The following is a 17,264-nucleotide window of genomic DNA, read 5'->3' as shown; positions in this document are numbered from 1 at the left end:
GCACTCGCCCCGATCCAGGAGAAGCATGTCCTCGCGCGCTCGTCCCACCCTCCCCCGCGTCACCCTCGGCCTCGTCGGCGCCGGCGCCCTGGCGCTGATCCTCACGGGCTGCGTGCCGAACACCCCCGCGTCCTCCTCCTCCGCCGCGCTCGACGTCGCGATCAGGGACGACGCCTGCGAGGTGTCGACGGCGACCGCCGAGGCGGGAGCGGTGACGTTCTCACTGACCAACGGCGGCTCGGACGTCAACGAGTTCGAGATCCTGGCCGAGGACAAGCTGCGGATCGTGGGCGAGAAGGAGAACGTGACCCCGGGCCAGAGCGTCTCCTACGTCGCTCAGCTCGAGCCGGGCACCTACTACACCGCCTGCAAGTTCCAGCAGGTCGGCGCCCCGGTCGGGCTGAGCGAGTTCACCGTGACCGGTGAGGCCACCGCGCAGTCGGCGGACGAGGAGGCGGCGACGGAGGCGGCGGTCACCAACTACGTGGCGTACGTGAAGTCGCAGGTGGGCGAGCTGCTCCCCGCGGTGGCCGAGTTCGCCCAGGCCTACGAGGCCGGCGACGACGAGAAGGCGCGCGGCCTCTTCGCGTCGACCCGCGTCTTCTACGAGCGGATCGAGCCGACCGCGGAGGCGTTCGGCGACCTCGACCCGCGCATCGACTACCGCGAGGTCGACGCCGTCGCCGAGGGCCTGGACTGGACCGGCTTCCACCGCATCGAGAAGGACCTGTGGGCCCCCGCGGAGGGTGCGCTCAACTCCGACGGCACGAGCGCGCTCCTCGACTGGGCGCCCTCCACCCCCGAGCAGCGCGCGCAGTTCGGCCAGGGCCTCGTCGACGACGTGCAGAGCCTGGCCGACCTCGTGAACGCGCCCGGCTTCACCGTCTCGGTGGGCGACATCTCCAACGGCGCCATCGGCCTGCTCGACGAGGTCGCGGCCGGCAAGATCACGGGCGAGGAGGACTGGTGGTCGAGCACCGACCTCACCGACTTCGCCGCGAACGTCCAGGGCGCGGAGGTGGCGTTCGGCAACGTCGAGCCGATCGCGACCGCCAGCGGCGACGAGGGCGCCGACCTCACCGGACGGATCACGCAGCGGTTCTCCGAGCTCGACGCCCTGCTCGCGCAGTACGGCTCGATCGACTCCGGCTTCGCCGCGTACTCCACCGTCACCGCGGAGCAGAAGAAGGAGCTCTCGGACGCGGTCAACGCTCTCTCCGAGCCGCTCTCGCAGCTGACCCACACGGTGCTGGGCGTCGAGGAGCCGGCCGCGTAGTGGGCGCCGAGCAGCACGAGGGAGCCCGGCCGACGGAGTCCGAGCAGCCCGCCGACGAGCCCCGCCGCCTCTCGCGGCGCGGGCTTCTCGGCCTCGTCTCGGCGGGGACGGCCGGGCTGGCCGCCGGAGTGGGCGGCACGGTGGCCGTCACGTCGTCCGCCAGCGCGACGGCCTCCTCCGCCACTCGCACCGTGCCGTTCTTCGGCGCGAACCAGGCGGGCATCACCACCGCCGCGCAGGACCGTCTGCACTTCGCCGCGTTCGACCTCGCCGCGGGCACCACGCGCGAGGACCTCGTCGAGCTCCTGAAGGACTGGACGCTCGCCGCCTCGCGGATGACCCAGGGCCTCGAGGTCGGCGAGACCGGCGCGGTGGACGGGCCGGACACGGCTCCCCCGGAGGACACCGGGGAGGCGCTCGGGCTCGACGCCGCGTCCCTCACCGTCACGGTCGGCTTCGGACCCACCCTCTTCACGGACGAGTCCGGCGCCGACCGCTTCGGCCTCGCCGACCGCCGGCCTCCGCAGCTGCAGGCCCTGCCCCGCTTCCGCGGCGACGCGCTCATCCCCTCGGCCGGCGGCGGCGACCTGTGCATCCAGGCCTGCGCCGACGATCCGCAGGTCGCCGTGCACGCCATCCGCAACCTGAGCCGGATCGCGTTCGGCCGGGCCTCGCTCCGCTGGTCTCAGCTCGGCTTCGGCCGCACCTCCTCGACGTCCACCGCCCAGGCGACTCCGCGCAACCTCTTCGGCTTCAAGGACGGCACGGCGAACGTGAAGTCCGAGGAGGCCGACGCCGTCCAGGAGCACGTCTGGGTCCCCTCCTCCGACGGCCCCGCGTGGATGGTCGGCGGCAGCTACCTGGTCGCGCGGAAGATCCGGATGATCATCGAGACGTGGGACCGCAGCCAGCTGGGCGAGCAGGAGCGGGTCATCGGCCGCAGCAAGGGGTCCGGAGCGCCGCTCTCGGGCGGCACGGAGTCCACCGAGCCGGACTTCGCAGCGGCCGGCGCCACCGGTGCCCCGCTGATCGATCAGGAGTCGCACGTGCGCCTCGCGCATCCGAGCGTGAACAACGGGGTGCGGCTCCTGCGCCGCGGCTACAACTTCGTCGACGGCAACGACGAGCTCGGACGCCTGAACGCGGGGCTGTTCTTCCTCTCGTTCCAGCGCTCCCCGGAGCAGTTCGTCACCGTGCAGCGGAACCTCGCGACGGACGCGCTGAACGAGTACGTGAAGCACGTCGGCTCGGCCGTGTTCGCGGTGCCGCCCGGTGCCCGCGACGAGACCGACTTCCTCGGCTCCGGCCTCTTCGCCTGATCCCTGAGAGGACCCGCACTCCGTCCCAGGATCCGGCGGGCGCACTCCACGGCGCGCCGAAGCCTGCGCCCGTAGCGTCGTCGGCGATGTCCGGGAACAGTGCGAGAAGCGGCCTGACCAAGCGCGAGCGCCAGGAGCTCGCCCGAGCGCAGGCGCGGGAGCGCCGCGAAGCGGAGAGGCGCCGGCGGCGCCGGAACCGGCTGCTCGGGCAGGGCGGAGCGGTCGTCGGGCTCCTCGCGGTCGTGGCCCTGGTCTGCTGGAACGTCTGGTCGCAGCAGGAGGTCGCGAGCGCCGGCCCGGCGAACATGCTCAGCGACGGCATCGTCCTCGCGGGCGACGGCTCGGCCGTGACGGCGACGACGACCGCGGCACTCGCTCCGGGGGCCTCCCCCGTCCCGACCGACGAGAGCGCCACGCGGGCGGGCGGAGTCGTCGCCGTCGACCTCTACGTCGACTACCTCTGCCCGTACTGCGGGCAGTTCGAGAAGGCGAACGCCGAGCAGCTGCAGTCGTGGTTGACGAAGGGGGCGATCACGCTCGAGATCCACCCGGTGGCGATCCTCGACTCCTCCTCGGCCGGCTCCGAGTACTCCAGCCGGGCCGCGAACGCCGCGGCGTGCGTCGCCGACGAGGATCCGGACCGCTTCCTCGCCGTGAACGCGGCGCTCTTCGCGCAGCAGCCGGCGGAGGGGACGACGGGCCTCGACGACGACGCACTGCGGGCGCTGGTGACCGGAGCGGGCGTCACCGACGACGACGTCCTCGCCTGCATGACCGCGGGCGAGTTCCGGCCCTGGGTGAAGGCCGCGACCGAGCGGGCCACCTCGCTCCCCCTCGCGAACTCCTCCCTTCCGAAGCTCGAGTCGACGCCGACCGTGCTGGTGAACGGCGAGCAGTACACGGGGAAGCCGGACGACGCGGCGGCGTTCGTCTCCTTCGTCACCTCGACGCTCGAGGCGGAGTCCGCGACCCCCTCTGCCTCTCCGAGTCCGGCGGGCTGATCCGGACCGCGAGGGACGGGATCGGCGCTGCACGCTGCAGCACCGGGCGGAGACGACGAGACCGGCCGGAGCATCGCTCCGGCCGGTCTCGTCGTGGGCGGGCGCCGAGGCGCCCGGGGCTCAGCCCTGCTTCTTGAGGCGGCTCGTCATGCGCGCGCGGGCGTTCGCATCGAGCTCCACCTTGCGGATGCGGACGACCTCGGGGGTGACCTCGACGCACTCGTCCTCGCGGGCGAACTCGAGGCACTCCTCGAGCGTCAGCTGACGCGACGGCGTCATCGACTCGAAGGTGTCGGAGGTGGACTGACGCATGTTGGTCAGCTTCTTCTCCTTGGTGATGTTGACGTCCATGTCGTCGTTGCGCGAGTTCTCGCCGATCACCATGCCCTCGTAGACCTCCTCGGTGGGGTTCACGAAGAAGGTCATCCGCTCCTGGAGCGCGATGATGGCGAACGGGGTCACGACGCCGTTGCGGTCCGCGACGATCGACCCGTTGTTGCGGGTGACGATCGCGCCGGCCCACGGCTCGTAGCCGTGCAGGATCGCGTTCGCGATGCCGGTGCCGCGCGTGGTGGTGAGGAACTCGGTGCGGAAGCCGATCAGGCCGCGCGACGGGACGATGAACTCCATGCGGACCCAGCCGGTGCCGTGGTTCGACATGCCGTCCATGCGGCCCTTGCGGGCGGCGAGGAGCTGCGTGATCGCGCCGAGGTACTCCTCAGGAGCGTCGATCGTGAGGTGCTCGAAGGGCTCGTGCGTCTTGCCGTCGACCTGGCGGGTGACCACCTGGGGCTTGCCGACGGTCAGCTCGTAGCCCTCGCGGCGCATCTGCTCGACGAGGATGGCCAGCGCGAGCTCGCCGCGGCCCTGGACCTCCCACGAGTCGGGGCGTCCGATGTCGACGATCTTGAGCGACACGTTTCCGATGAGCTCGCGGTCGAGGCGGTCCTTGACCATGCGCGCCGTGAGCTTGTGGCCCTTGACCTTGCCGACGAGCGGCGAGGTGTTGGTGCCGATCGTCATCGAGATCGCCGGGTCGTCGACCGTGATGGCCGGCAGCGGGCGGATGTCCTCGGGGTCGGCGATGGTCTCGCCGATGGTGATCTCGGGGAAGCCCGCGATCGCGACGATGTCGCCGGGGCCCGCGGACTCGGCCGGGTAGCGGTCGAGCGCCCTGGTGATCAGCAGCTCGGTGATGCGCGCGTTGGTGTGGGTGCCGTCGTGGTGGACCCAGGCGACCGTCTGCCCCTTCTTGATCGTGCCGTTGAAGACGCGGAGGAGGGCGAGGCGGCCGAGGAACGGCGACGCGTCGAGGTTGGTGACGTGGGCCTGGAGGGGCGCGTCGTCGTCGTAGGTCGGCGCGGGGATGTGCTTGAGGATCGCCTCGAACAGCGGCTCCAGGTCCTCGGCGTCCGGCAGCGTGCCGTCCTCGGGCTTGTTCGCCGAGGCGCGGCCGGCCTTGCCGGAGGCGTAGACCACGGGGACGTCGAGGATCGCGTCGAGGTCGAGGTCCGGCACGTCGTCGGCCATGTCGGAGGCGAGGCCGAGGAGCAGGTCCTGGCTCTCGGCGACGACCTCGTCGATGCGCGCGTCGGGGCGGTCGGTCTTGTTGACCAGGAGGATGACGGGGAGCTTCGCCTCGAGCGCCTTGCGCAGCACGAAGCGGGTCTGGGGCAGCGGGCCCTCGGACGCGTCGACGAGGAGGCAGACGCCGTCGACCATCGACAGGCCGCGCTCGACCTCGCCGCCGAAGTCGGCGTGGCCCGGGGTGTCGATGACGTTGATGGTGATGGGACCGTCGCTCGCGTGCTTGCCGCTGTACGAGACAGCGGTGTTCTTCGCGAGGATCGTGATGCCCTTCTCGCGCTCGAGCTCGTTGGAGTCCATCGCGCGCTCGTCCACGTGGGCGTGCGCGTCGAAGGAGTTCGTCTGCTTGAGCATGGCGTCGACCAGCGTGGTCTTGCCATGGTCGACGTGGGCGACGATCGCGACGTTGCGCAGGTCGGAGCGGGTGGCACTTGCCATGGATACGGACTCGTCTCGTGTTCTCGTGCAAAAGGGGGACCATCCATCGTACCGCAGCGAGGCGTCCGCACGGCGAAGGGCCCCGGATCCCCGCTCCGGAGGGCTCCGAGGAGCGCTCCAGGCGGGGCCGGGGCCCTGGTGACGGTCGGTCAGACCGCGAACTCGATGCCGGCGCCGGGGATGGCGTCGAGCAGCTCGCGGGTGTACTCCTGCTGCGGCGAGTCGAACACGGTGTCCGTCGGGGCGTGCTCGACGATCCTGCCCTTCTGCATCACGCAGACGTCGTCGGCGATCACGCGGACCACTGCCAGGTCGTGCGTGATGAACAGGTAGGTCAGCCCGAGCTCGGCCTGCAGGTCGGCGAGGAGGCGGAGGATCTGCGCCTGGACGAGGACGTCCAGAGCCGACACGGCCTCGTCGAGCACCACGATCTCCGGCTTCAGCGCGAGCGCGCGGGCGATCGCCACGCGCTGGCGCTGGCCGCCGGAGAGCTCGTTCGGGTACCGGCTCGCGATCACGCGCGGGAGGGACACCTGGTCGAGCAGCTCGAGGACGCGCTCGCGCTGCGACGTCCGGTCGCCGACCTTGTGCACCCGCAGCGGCTCCGAGATGGTGTTGCCGATGTTGTGCAGCGGGTCGAGCGAGCCGTACGGGTCCTGGAACACCGGCTGCATGGAGCGCCGGAGCGCCAGCATGTCGCGGCCCTTGAGCTTCTCTGTCCGGCGACCGGCGATCGAGATCGCTCCGGACGTCGCCGTCTCGAGGCCCAGCACCAGGCGGGCGATCGTCGACTTGCCCGATCCGGACTCGCCCACGAGCGCCGTGGTGGTGCCCTTCGGGATCGAGAACGACACGTTGTCGACGGCCGTGAAGTCCTCGGCCTTCAGGCCGCCGCGGCGGATCTTGAAGACCTTGGTGAGGCCGTCGACCCCGATCATCGGGGCGCCCGAGGCGACCGCGCCGGCGTGGTGCGCGACGCCCGCGCCGACCAGGTCGACCTCGCGCACGGCCTCCGACTCGCCGGGGACCGACTCCACGGCCCGACCGGCCGTCGACTGGATGCGGCGCGACGCGAGGCTGGGCGCCGCCGCGATCAGGCGCTGCGTGTAGGGGTGCTGCGGGTTCTGCAGCACCTCCACCGAGGCGCCGGACTCGACGATGCGGCCCTTGTACATGACGATGAGCTTCTCGGCGCGCTCGGCGGCGAGGCCCAGGTCGTGCGTGATGAAGAGCAGCGCGGTGCCGTCGGTCTTCGTCAGCGTCTCGAGGTGGTCGAGGATCCGGCGCTGGACCGTGACGTCGAGCGCCGAGGTGGGCTCGTCGGCGATCAGCAGCTGGGGGGCCGCGGCCAGGCCGATGCCGATCAGCACGCGCTGGCGCATGCCGCCCGAGAACTGGTGCGGGAACTGCTTGAGGCGCTTCTCCGCGTCGGCGAGGCCCGCGTTCTGCAGGACCTCGATCGCCTTGGCGCGCACTTCCTTGCGACCGGTCGCGAGGCCGTTGGCCTTGATGGTCTCCTCGACCTGGAAGCCGACCGACCACACGGGGTTCAGGTTCGACATCGGGTCCTGCGGGACGTAGCCGATCCGGCGGCCGCGGATGTCCTCGAGCTCGGTCCTCGTCGCCTTCGCGAGGTCCTTGCCGTCGAACAGCACGGAGCCGGCGGTGACCTGGCCGGTGCCGGGGAGCAGGCCGATGATCGCGGCGGCGGTCGTCGACTTGCCGGAGCCCGACTCCCCCACGATCGCGACGGTCTGGCCGTGCTCGATCGTGAGGCTCACGCCGCGGAGGGCGGGGACCAGTCCGCTGCCGGTCTGGAAGCCGACCTCGAGGTCGGTGACCTCGAGCAGCGGCCCCTGCGGTGCGTTCGGTGTCGTGGCGGTCATCGGAGGGCCCTCGCCTTCGGGTCGAGCGCGTCGCGGAGCGACTCGCCGAGGAGGATGAAGCTCAGCACCGTGACCGTCAGGGCGATCGACGGGTAGATCAGCGTCTGCGGATTGGTGCGCAGATCGCGCTGGGCCTGGCTGATGTCGTTGCCCCACGACATGACCGAGCCGGGCAGGCCGACGCCGAGGAACGACAGCGTCGCCTCCGCGGTGATGGCCGCGCCGAGCGAGATCGTCGTGACGACGATGACGGGGGCGATCGAGTTCGGCAGCACGTGCCGGAACAGGATCGCCATGCGCGAGAGGCCGGTCGCGGTGGCGGCGCCGACGAAGTCGGCCTGCTTCACGCGGAGGACCTCGGAGCGCAGGACGCGCGCCGTCGTCGGCCAGGCGAACGCGCCGATCGCCAGGGCGATGACGAACACGTTCCGGTAGGCCGAGAAGACGGACATGATGACGACCGCGGCGAGGATGTAGGGGATCGAGAAGAAGATGTCGCCGAGGCGCATGATCACGGTGTCGACCCAGCCGCCGAAGAAGCCGGCCAGCGCGCCGCCGATGACGCCGGAGACCGTCGTGATCACGATCACGATGAGGCCGACGGTCAGCGACGTGGACGTGCCGTGGATGATCCGCGAGAAGACGTCGCAGCCCTGCTTGGTGTAGCCGAGCAGGCTGCCGTCGCCGGGGCCCTGGTTGCTGAACGAGAGCGCGCACTGGCGGGGGTCCACCGAGGTGAACAGGCCCGGGAACAGCGCGACGGCGATGATGACGAGGATCAGGACGCCCGAGATCCAGAACATGGGCCGCTTGCGCAGGTCGCGCCACGCGTCGGTCCAGAGGTTGCTGGGCTTCTCGTCGAGGCTGACGGCGTCGACCGACGCGATCGGCGTCTCCTCGAGCGGGGCCACGAAGTGGTCGATGCGGCGGGCCTTCTGCGCGCCGCCGGTGGACTCATTTGGCATAGCGGATCCTCGGGTCGAGTACGGCGTAGAGCAGGTCGACGAGGATGTTCACCACGAGGTAGAACAGCACCATGACCGTGACGAAGGAGACGACGGTCGGCCGCTCACCTCGGATGATCGCCTGATAGAGCGTGTTCCCGACTCCGGGAACGTTGAAGATGCCCTCGGTCACGGTCGCGCCGACGATCAGGAGGCCGAAGTCGGCTCCGAACTGCGTCGTGACCGGGATGAGCGAGTTGCGCAGGACGTGCACGGGGATGACGCGGCGTCGCGAGAGCCCCTTGCTGTACGCGGTGCGGACGAAGTCCGAGCCGGCCGTCTCGATGACCGAGCCGCGCGTGAGGCGGATGGCCGAGGCGACCACGAAGAGGGCGAGCACGATCGCGGGCAGCAGCAGCCTCTGGAACGACGCGTCGGCTCCGACGGTCGGAGGGAACCATCCCAGCTGGATCGCGAAGAAGGACTGCGCGATGAAGCAGAGCACGAAGATCGGCACCGACACGAGCAGGAGGCTGACGACCAGCGCGCTCGCGTCGAAGAAGCTGCCCTTGCGCAGACCGCTGATGAGACCGATGGTCAGCGCGACGACGATCTCGATGACGATCGCCATCATGGCCAGCGTCAGGGTGACCGGGAAGGTGCGGGCGAGGATCTCGTTGACGGACTGGCCGGAGAACGAGATGCCGAAGTCGCCGCGGACGACGCCTCCCAGGTAGTACAGGTACTGGACGAAGAAGGGCTCGTTCAGGTGGTACTGCTCCTCGAGGCGGGCGAGGAGTGCGGGGCTCGGCGTCTTGTCGCCGAAGAGCGACAGGAGCGGGTTCCCCGGCATGGAGAAGACCATGAAGTAGATGAGGAACGTGGTGCCGATGAGCACGGGGACGGCTTGCAGGATGCGTCGGACGATGTAGGCGAGCATGTCAGCCCAGCCGGTTCCGGAGTCGCATGGATGGGGACCTCATTCGATTGTGACCGAAACAGGGCGCTCCGCCCGTGCCGCGACCTGGTGGCCGACGGCACGGGCGAAGCGCCCCAGTGGTTCGAGCTTAGTTCTTGGTGATCTCGTAGTAGAGCGGCACCGAGTTCCAGCCGAACTCGACGTTCGACACGCCCTCGCCGTAGCCGCCGGTCACGTTCGCGTACCACAGGGGCAGCGACGGGAGGTCCTTCAGGAGGATCTCCTGGGCCTGCTGGAACGTCTTGTTCGCAGCGTCGGCGTCGGCGTCCGACAGGCCCTGCTGGAGCAGGGTGTCGAACTCGGGGTTCGAGTAGTCGCCGTCGTTGGACGAGGCGCCGGTCACGTAGAGCGGTCCGAGGAAGTTGTAGAGGCTCGGGTAGTCGGCCTGCCATCCGGTCCGGAACGCGGTCTCGATCGAGCGGTCGACGATCTTGGTGCGCGCCTCGGCGAAGGTCGGGTACGCGTCGCCCTCGGCGTCGATGCCCAGCGTGTTCTTGATCGAGTTGGTCACCGCGTCGACCCAGCCCTGGTGGCCGCCGTCGGCGTTGTAGGCGATCTTGAAGGTGCCGTCCCAGGGGCTGATCGCGTCGGCCTGAGCCCACAGCGCCTTGGCCTCGTCGGGGTTGTACTCGAGCACGTCGGCGCCGGAGAGGGCGTCGCTGTAGCCGTCGATCACCGGGGAGGTGAAGTCGGAGGCCGGGGTGCGGGTGCCCTCGAAGATCACGTCGGTGATCTCCTTGCGGTCGAAGGACATCGAGATCGCCTGGCGGCGGAGCTGGCCCTCCTCGCCGTCGAAGTGCGGGAGACGGCCCGGGATGGTGAAGGACTGGAACACGGCCGAGGGCTGGTTCACGGCGCGGTCGCCGAGGTCGCTCTCGAAGGTGCCGAAGGCGGAGTCCGGGATCTGGTCGATCACGTCGACGTTGCCGCCGAGGAGGTCGGCGTAGGAGGCGTCCTGGGTGGCGTAGAAGACGATCTTCAGGCCGCCGTTCTGGGCCTCGCGGGGGCCGGTGTACTCGTCGTTCTTGACGAGCTCGATCTGGACGTCGTGCTGCCACGCGTCGTCGCCGTCGAGCTTGTACGGGCCGTTGCCGATCGGGTTCTCACCGAAGGCGGCCATGTCGTCGAACGCGGCGGCGGGCAGCGGGTAGTACGCCGAGTAGCCGAGGCTGATCGGGAAGTCCGACTGCGGGGACTTGAGCGCGACGGTGAAGGTGGTGTCGTCCACGGCCTTGAGGCCGGTGAGCTCGCTGTCCTCGGTGTCGCTGAAGCCCTCGAAGTTCGAGAAGAACGACGCGCTGAGCTGGTTGTTCGACAGCTTGGCGCCGTAGTTCCAGGCGTCGATGAACGAGCTGGAGGTGACCGGGTCGCCGTTCGTGAAGGTCAGGCCCGACTTGATCTTGATCGTGTAGTTCTGCGCGTCGTCCGACTCGATGGACTCGGCGACGTCGTTCTCGGGGGCGCCCTTGGCGTCGTAGTAGACCAGGCCCGCGAAGATCTCGTCGAGGATCTTGCCGCCGCCCACCTCGTTGGTGTTCGTCGGGATCAGCGGGTTCTGCGGCTCGGAGCCGTTCGTGGAGATGATCGCGGCGGCGTCGCCTCCCGATGCACCTCCGCCCGAGTCGTTCGAGCTGCTGCAGCCGGCCAGGACCAGCGTGCTCGCGGCGACGAGCGCCAGAGCCCCGAATCCGTAACGTCTGATGTTCACTATTCCTCCAGTGATGTGGGGGCGCGCGAGAAGTGGTTTCCCTGACGCGTGGAGTGCCGTGCGCGTGGCGACGGCGGCGGCGCACGAGACTGGTGGCCGTCGCGCGGATGCCTTCAACGAGACTATGTATTCGCCCGCTATCTGCACAAAAGCATGTGGCAACCGTTACACAGCGGTAACCGGGAGGTGGAATCCTTGCGCTGTTCTGCACGAAACGTGCGTGCCGGGCGGCCGTCGCGCAACACATCGACTTCAGAGGAGACGCACGGAGTGTCCACCGACCTGTCAGGATCCGCGCCCGGACGCCGCCGGATCCGCGTCGAGATCCTGCTGGTCCTCGGGCTCTCGCTGGGCGCCTCCGCGGTCTACTCGGTGGTCTCCATCGCCAATCGGCTCACCCGCTCGACCGCGCTGGCCGACCAGACCGCGACGATCAACGGCGCCCTCAGCGACCGCCCGGGCTTCGACCTCGTCTACCAGCTGCTCGCGCTCTTCTTCGACCTGGTGCCGGTGGCCCTCTGCGCGTTCCTGCTCTGGCAGAGCTCGGGCCGTCCGCTCGGGCGCCTGGGGCTCGACCTGCGCCGGCCGTTCGCGGACCTGGGGACCGGGACCGTCCTCGCGGTGGCGATCGGCGCGCCGGGCATCGCGCTGTACGCCGTCGGACGCGCGCTGGGCATCACCGTGGCGGTGGTGGCCTCGCCGCTGGACGCGTACTGGTGGACGGTGCCCGTGCTCGTGCTCTCCGCGATCCGGGCGGGAGTGCAGGAGGAGGTCGTCGTGATCGGGTACCTCTTCGCCCGCCTGGGCGATCTGGGCTGGGGGCGGTGGCGGATCCTGGTGACCAGCGCGCTGCTCCGGGGCAGCTACCACCTGTACCAGGGCATCGGGCCCTTCATCGGGAACGTGGTCATGGGCCTGGTGTTCGGACTGTTCTACCAGCGCTTCGGCCGCACCCTGCCCCTGGTGATCGCCCACTCGATCATCGACATCGTCTCTTTCGTCGGCTACCCGCTGGCCGTCGCCCTCTGGCCCGAGCTGTTCGCGCCGCCGGCTCCGCGGACGTGACGTCGGACCGATCGCATCCGAGGAGCCGCAGGACCGCGCCGCGGCTCTCCACTGCCGCGGCGTGACGCCCGCACGGTGGAGCTGCTCGCTCGTCGCTACTCCGTCGAGCCCTGCCGGCATCTCCACCACGCGTTCCCCACGGTCGGGCTCCCTCGTGCATCGGAGTCGCCGTGCGCCGTTCCCCCCGGATCGGGAGGACTGCGACCCACTCCGCGCCTGTGCGGGACCGACGGTATCCGCAGCCGAGGGTGGGAGATGACAGGACGGGCTCGAGGCTCCGTTCCTGCTCTCTCACCCTCGGTTGCGGACGAGCGCGTGCGGGCGGCTCAGGCGAAGGCCTCGATGGGCGGGCAGGCGCAGACGAGGTTGCGGTCGCCGTAGGCCTGGTCGATCCGGCGGACCGGCGGCCAGTACTTGCCGCGCACCAGCGAGCGGACCGGGTAGACGGCCTGCTCGCGGCTGTAGGGGTGCGTCCACTCCTCGGCCGTCAGGCACTCGGCGGTGTGCGGGGCGCCGCGCAGCGGGTTGTCGTCCACCGGCCACTCCCCCGCGCCGACGCGGTCGGCCTCCGCCCGGATCCCGATCATCGCGTCGATGAAGCGGTCGATCTCGGCGAGGTCCTCGCTCTCCGTCGGCTCGACCATCAGGGTCCCGGCGACGGGGAAGCTCATGGTCGGGGCGTGGAAGCCGTAGTCGACGAGGCGCTTGGCGACGTCGTCCACGGTCACTCCGGTCGCCGCCGTCAGCGGACGGATGTCGAGGATGCACTCGTGGGCGACGAGCCCGTTGTCCCCCGTGTAGAGCACCGGGTAGTGCTCGCGGAGGCGCGCGGCGACGTAGTTGGCCGAGAGGACGGCCGCCCCGGTCGCGGCCCGCAGGCCCTCCTCGCCCATCATCCGGGCGTACGCCCACGAGATCGGCAGGATGCCGGGGCTGCCGTAGGGCGCTGCCGACACCGGTGCGCCGCCGTGGACGATCCGCTCGCCCTGCGTGCCCACGCCGTGCTCGAGCCGCTGCGCGAGCGGGTGGCCGGGCAGGAACGGCGCGAGGTGCGCCTTCGCGGCGACGGGACCGACGCCGGGACCGCCTCCGCCGTGCGGGATGCAGAACGTCTTGTGCAGGTTGAGGTGCGAGACGTCGCCGCCGAAGTCTCCGAAGCGGGCGAAGCCCAGAAGCGCGTTGAGGTTCGCGCCATCCACGTACACCTGTCCGCCGGCCTCGTGGACGAGGCGGCAGATCTCGGCGACCTCGTGCTCGTAGACGCCGTGGGTCGACGGGTAGGTGATCATCAGCGCGGCGAGGGAGCCCGCGTGCTCGGCGATCTTCGCCCGGAGGTCGTCCAGGTCGACGTTGCCGAGCTCGTCGCAGGCCACGACGACGACGCGCATGCCGGCGAGGACCGCACTCGCGGCGTTGGTGCCGTGGGCGCTCGAGGGGATCAGGCAGACCGTGCGGTCCTCGTCGCCGTTCGACCGGTGCCAGCCGCGGATCGCCAGCAGGCCCGCGAGCTCGCCCTGCGAGCCGGCGTTGGGCTGGAGCGACACGGAGTCGTAGCCGGTGAGGTGGGCGAGCCACCCCTCCAGCTGGTCGATCAGCGCCAGGGAGCCCTGCACGTCCGCCTCGGGGGCGAACGGGTGCAGGTCCGCGAACTCGGGCCAGCTGACCGCCTCCATCTCGGTGGCGGCGTTGAGCTTCATGGTGCAGGAGCCGAGCGGGATCATGCCGCGGTCCAGCGCGTAGTCCGAGTCGGCGAGGCGCTTGAGATAGCGCATCATCGAGGTCTCGCTGTGGTGGCTGCTGAAGACCGGGTGCACGAGGAACGGCGTGCGGCGGTCGAGCTCGGCGGGGATGCTCCGCGCGGAGCCGCTGAGGAAGCCGAACGACGAGTCCAGCTGCCCGACTGCGGTCGCGACGGCGATCACCTCGAGGTCGGTGACCGTCTCGTCGATCGACACCGAGACCGTGTCGGCGTCGACCAGGCGCACGTCGAAGCCGGCCTGGCGGGCGCGGGAGACCGCCGCCTCCGCGCCGCCGGGCACGACGACCGAGACGGTGTCGAAGAAGTCGGCGTGCCGGAGGGAGTGGCCCCGGTCGAGGAGGAGGCGCGCGAGGAGCGCGGCCCGGCCGTGCACGCGCTCGGCGATCGCGGCGAGCCCGTCCGGTCCGTGGTAGACCGCGTACATCGCCGCCATGACCGCCAGGAGGACCTGCGCGGTGCAGATGTTCGAGGTCGCCTTCTCGCGGCGGATGTGCTGCTCGCGGGCCTGGAGGGACAGGCGGTAGGCGGGGTGGCCGTCCGCGTCCTGGCTGACGCCGACGAGGCGGCCGGGCAGCTGGCGCTCGAGTCCCTTGCGGACGGCGAGGTAGCCGGCGTGCGGTCCTCCGAAGCCCAGCGGGACGCCGAAGCGCTGCGTGGTGCCGACCGCGACGTCCGCGCCGAGCTCGCCCGGCGAGCGCACCAGGGTCAGCGCGAGCAGGTCGGCGGCGACGACGGCCAGGCCGCCGTGGGCCTTCACCGCGGCGAGCACCGCCGACGGGTCCCAGAGGTGCCCGGACGCGCCGGGGTACTGCACGAGGGCGCCGAAGCACTCCGGCACCTCCTCCGCGGCGGTGCGCGAGAGCGGGAGCTCGACGATGCGGATGCCGACGGCCTCCGCCCGGCCGCGCAGCAGCGCGAGGGTCTGCGGGAGAGCGTCGGAGTCGACGACGAAGACGTCGGTGCGCGCCTTCGAGGCGCGGCGCGCGAGCAGCATGGCCTCGACGACGGCCGTGCCCTCGTCGAGCATCGACGCGCCGGCCGTGTCGAGGCCGGTGAGGTCGGAGACCATCGTCTGGAAGTTGATCAGCGCCTCCAGGCGCCCCTGCGAGATCTCGGGCTGGTACGGCGTGTAGGCCGTGTACCAGCTGGGGTTCTCGAGCACGTTGCGCTTGATCACCGCGGGGGTGTGCGTGCCGTAGTAGCCGAGGCCGATCATCGGCCGACGCACCGTGTTCCTCGCGGCGAGGGCGCGCAGCTCGGCGAGCGCCTCCGTCTCGGTGGCCGGAGCGGGCAGCACTTGCGGGAGGTCGCGGACGTGGATCGACTCGGGGACGGCGGCGGTGACGAGCTCCTCCACGGAGTCGTAGCCGAGAGCCGACAGCATGGTGCGCTGCGCGTCGGCGTCGGTCCCGATGTGGCGGGACTCGAAGGCGCCGGGGGTCCTGGTGGCCGCCATCTACTCGCCGACCAGCTCGGTGTAGGCGGCGGAGTCGAGGAGGCCGTCGGGCAGGGCGTCGAAGCGGACCCGGATCAGCCACCCCTCGCCGAACGGATCGGAGTTGACGAGCTCGGGGCTGTCGACGACGGCCGTGTTGGTCTCGAGGACCTCGCCGTCGACGGGGGCGAACAGCTCGCCCACCGACTTGGTCGACTCGATCTCGCCGACGACGCTGCCGCCCTCGACGCGGGCTCCCGCCTCGGGGAGCTCGACGAAGACGACGTCGCCCAGCTTGTCCGCGGCGTAGGCGGTGATGCCGACGGTCGCGACCTCTCCGTCGACCCGGATCCACTCGTGGTCGGAGGTGTACTGCAGCTCGGTGGGCACGGCCATGTCAGTTCTTCTTTCTCGAGTAGAAGGGGAGCTCGGTGACGGTCATCGGGAGGCGCGTGCCGCGGATGTCGACGGCGAGCGCCGTCCCGGGCTGCGCGGAGGCGGGGGCGACGTAGGCCATCGCGATCGGGACGCCCAGGGTCGGCGAGAGGACGCCGCTGGTGACCACTCCGACCTCGTCGTCGCCGGAGAGGACGGTGTAGTCGGCACGGGCGGCGCGGCGGCCCTCGCCGACGAGCCCGACGAGCACGGGAGCGTCTCCGGAGGGACCCTCCTCGCTGGCCGCGCGGCCGACGAAGTCGATCGGCTTCCCGAAGGCGACGACGCGGCCGAGGCCGGCCTGTGCGGGGAAGACGTCGCGGGAGAGCTCGTGGCCGTAGAGCGGCATGCCCGCCTCGAGGCGGAGGGTGTCGCGGGCGGCGAGGCCGGCGGGGACGAGGCCCGCTCCGGCGCCGGTCTCGGCGAGAGCCTGCCAGAGCGTGGGAGCGGAGTCGGGCGAGACGTAGATCTCGAAGCCGTCCTCGCCCGTGTACCCGGTGCGCGCGATCAGGATCGGGTGCGCCTCGAAGGTCGCGGGCACGGCGCGGTAGTAGCGCAGCTCCGCGAGCAGGCGGGCGGCGTCGTCCGTGTCGAGCACCGACTCCGCTCCCCGCTCGGTCTCGACGGCGAGGCCCTGGACGTTCTGCAGGATCTCGAGCGAGCGCGGGCCCTGCAGCGCGATGAGGGCGACGTCGTCGCTCTCGTCGAACAGCTCGCACTCGAACATCGCGGTGCGGTCGCGGAGCGTCTCGACGACGATGTGCCGGTTGGCCGCGTTCGCGACGACCATGAAGCGGTCCTCGCCTGTGCGGTAGACGACGAGGTCGTCGATCACGCCGCCCGTGCGCTCCAGGAGAAGGGTGTACTTCGCGCGGCCGGCGGCGACGGCCGAGATGTCGCTCGCCAGCGCGTAGTCGAGGGCGTCGACCGCCTCGGGGCCGACGACGAGGATCTCGGCCATGTGCGAGAGGTCGAAGAGGCCGGCGGCGGTGCGCACGGCGTGGTGCTCGGCGAGATCGCCGGAGTAGCGGACCGGCATCTGCCACCCGGCGAAGTCGGTGAAGGACGCGCCGGCGGCGACGTGCACCTCGTGCAGGGGCGAGTAGCGGGCTTCGGGGCTGGTCGTCGGGGTCTCGGACATGAGTTCTCCATTTCGTCGCAGTGCTGGACTCGCGCCGCGTTCGCGGCAGAGCACAGCAGTGCCGTGGGAACTCCCCCTCTGTCGTGGAGCCTGAGAGATTCGCGCCGCCCCGAGGGGTCGAGCGCTTTCACCATGGGCGGATCCGAGCGGATCGCTTTCCAGAGTGGCCAGTTCGACGCGGTACAAGACCTGAGAGATTGGCGGGGAGGCTTGCTCCTTCGGTGCCGACCTGAGTCGGCTCTCCCGCGTCGCGTATTGCGGCCCGGTATTCGGTTGTGCGGTCAGCCTAGC

General features: G+C 70.7%; 12 protein-coding genes and 1 riboswitch. Of the genes, 4 read left to right on the top strand and 8 right to left on the bottom strand.

Annotation, left to right across the window (positions count from 1 at the left end):
* Positions 1-25: 25 nt before the first annotated feature.
* The 3 genes from efeO (at position 26) to C5D66_RS01345 (ending at position 3,596) form a co-directional block, all read left to right on the top strand.
* On the top strand, positions 26-1,276 hold the full coding sequence (gene efeO, locus C5D66_RS01355; RefSeq protein WP_104255081.1) for an iron uptake system protein EfeO: 1,251 nt from the start codon (positions 26-28) through the stop codon (positions 1,274-1,276).
* Positions 1,276-2,595, top strand: a complete 1,320-nt coding sequence (efeB, locus tag C5D66_RS01350) for an iron uptake transporter deferrochelatase/peroxidase subunit (protein WP_104255082.1) — start codon at positions 1,276-1,278, stop codon at positions 2,593-2,595. Before efeO ends, efeB begins: the two co-directional genes overlap by 1 nt.
* 86 nt (positions 2,596-2,681) lie before the next feature.
* On the top strand, positions 2,682-3,596 hold the full coding sequence (locus tag C5D66_RS01345; protein ID WP_104255083.1) for a thioredoxin domain-containing protein: 915 nt from the start codon (positions 2,682-2,684) through the stop codon (positions 3,594-3,596).
* Between the two features lie 120 nt (positions 3,597-3,716).
* Here C5D66_RS01345 and typA read toward each other — a convergent pair whose 3' ends face one another.
* The 5 genes from typA to C5D66_RS01320 form a co-directional block, all read right to left on the bottom strand.
* On the bottom strand, positions 3,717-5,621 hold the full coding sequence (gene typA / locus C5D66_RS01340; RefSeq protein ID WP_104225544.1) for a translational GTPase TypA: 1,905 nt from the start codon (positions 5,619-5,621) through the stop codon (positions 3,717-3,719).
* 149 nt (positions 5,622-5,770) lie between these two features.
* Entirely contained in the window at positions 5,771-7,507 is a 1,737-nt protein-coding gene (locus tag C5D66_RS01335) for an ABC transporter ATP-binding protein (protein ID WP_104255084.1), read from the bottom strand.
* On the bottom strand, positions 7,504-8,472 hold the full coding sequence (locus C5D66_RS01330; protein WP_104222976.1) for an ABC transporter permease: 969 nt from the start codon (positions 8,470-8,472) through the stop codon (positions 7,504-7,506). The genes C5D66_RS01335 and C5D66_RS01330 overlap by 4 nt, the downstream gene beginning before the upstream one ends.
* Positions 8,462-9,391: an ABC transporter permease gene (locus C5D66_RS01325; protein WP_104222975.1), complete on the bottom strand. Its 930-nt coding sequence runs from the start codon at positions 9,389-9,391 to the stop codon at positions 8,462-8,464. The genes C5D66_RS01330 and C5D66_RS01325 overlap by 11 nt, the downstream gene beginning before the upstream one ends.
* Positions 9,392-9,518: 127 nt before the next feature.
* Positions 9,519-11,138 carry an ABC transporter substrate-binding protein gene (locus C5D66_RS01320; RefSeq protein ID WP_104232745.1) on the bottom strand — a complete coding sequence of 540 codons (1,620 nt, stop codon included), beginning with the start codon at positions 11,136-11,138 and terminating at the stop codon, positions 9,519-9,521.
* A 270-nt stretch (positions 11,139-11,408) separates the two neighbouring features.
* Between C5D66_RS01320 and C5D66_RS01315 the strand changes: the two genes are divergently transcribed.
* Positions 11,409-12,203, top strand: a complete 795-nt coding sequence (locus C5D66_RS01315; protein ID WP_258060338.1) for a CPBP family intramembrane glutamic endopeptidase — start codon at positions 11,409-11,411, stop codon at positions 12,201-12,203.
* A 326-nt stretch (positions 12,204-12,529) separates the two neighbouring features.
* Here C5D66_RS01315 and gcvP read toward each other — a convergent pair whose 3' ends face one another.
* The 3 genes from gcvP to gcvT are packed head-to-tail and all read right to left on the bottom strand — an operon-like array spanning position 12,530 to position 16,973.
* Positions 12,530-15,418 carry an aminomethyl-transferring glycine dehydrogenase gene (gcvP, locus tag C5D66_RS01310; protein WP_104255086.1) on the bottom strand — a complete coding sequence of 963 codons (2,889 nt, stop codon included), beginning with the start codon at positions 15,416-15,418 and terminating at the stop codon, positions 12,530-12,532.
* Positions 15,419-15,793, bottom strand: a complete 375-nt coding sequence (gene gcvH / locus C5D66_RS01305; RefSeq protein ID WP_104225540.1) for a glycine cleavage system protein GcvH — start codon at positions 15,791-15,793, stop codon at positions 15,419-15,421.
* 1 nt (position 15,794) lies between these two features.
* Positions 15,795-16,973 (bottom strand): glycine cleavage system aminomethyltransferase GcvT, encoded by a 1,179-nt coding sequence (gene gcvT, locus C5D66_RS01300; protein ID WP_104222970.1) that lies wholly within the window; start codon positions 16,971-16,973, stop codon positions 15,795-15,797.
* A 168-nt stretch (positions 16,974-17,141) separates the two neighbouring features.
* Positions 17,142-17,229, bottom strand: a riboswitch (glycine riboswitch).
* Between the last annotated feature and the right edge of the window lie 35 nt (positions 17,230-17,264).

Origin of the sequence: Rathayibacter sp. AY1B4 (genome assembly GCF_002932815.1) — a bacterium.
Taxonomy (GTDB): Bacteria; Actinomycetota; Actinomycetes; order Actinomycetales; family Microbacteriaceae; genus Rathayibacter.
The sequence above is the reverse complement of the archived record's forward strand: the minus strand, read 5'-3'. Positions and strand labels throughout refer to the sequence as shown.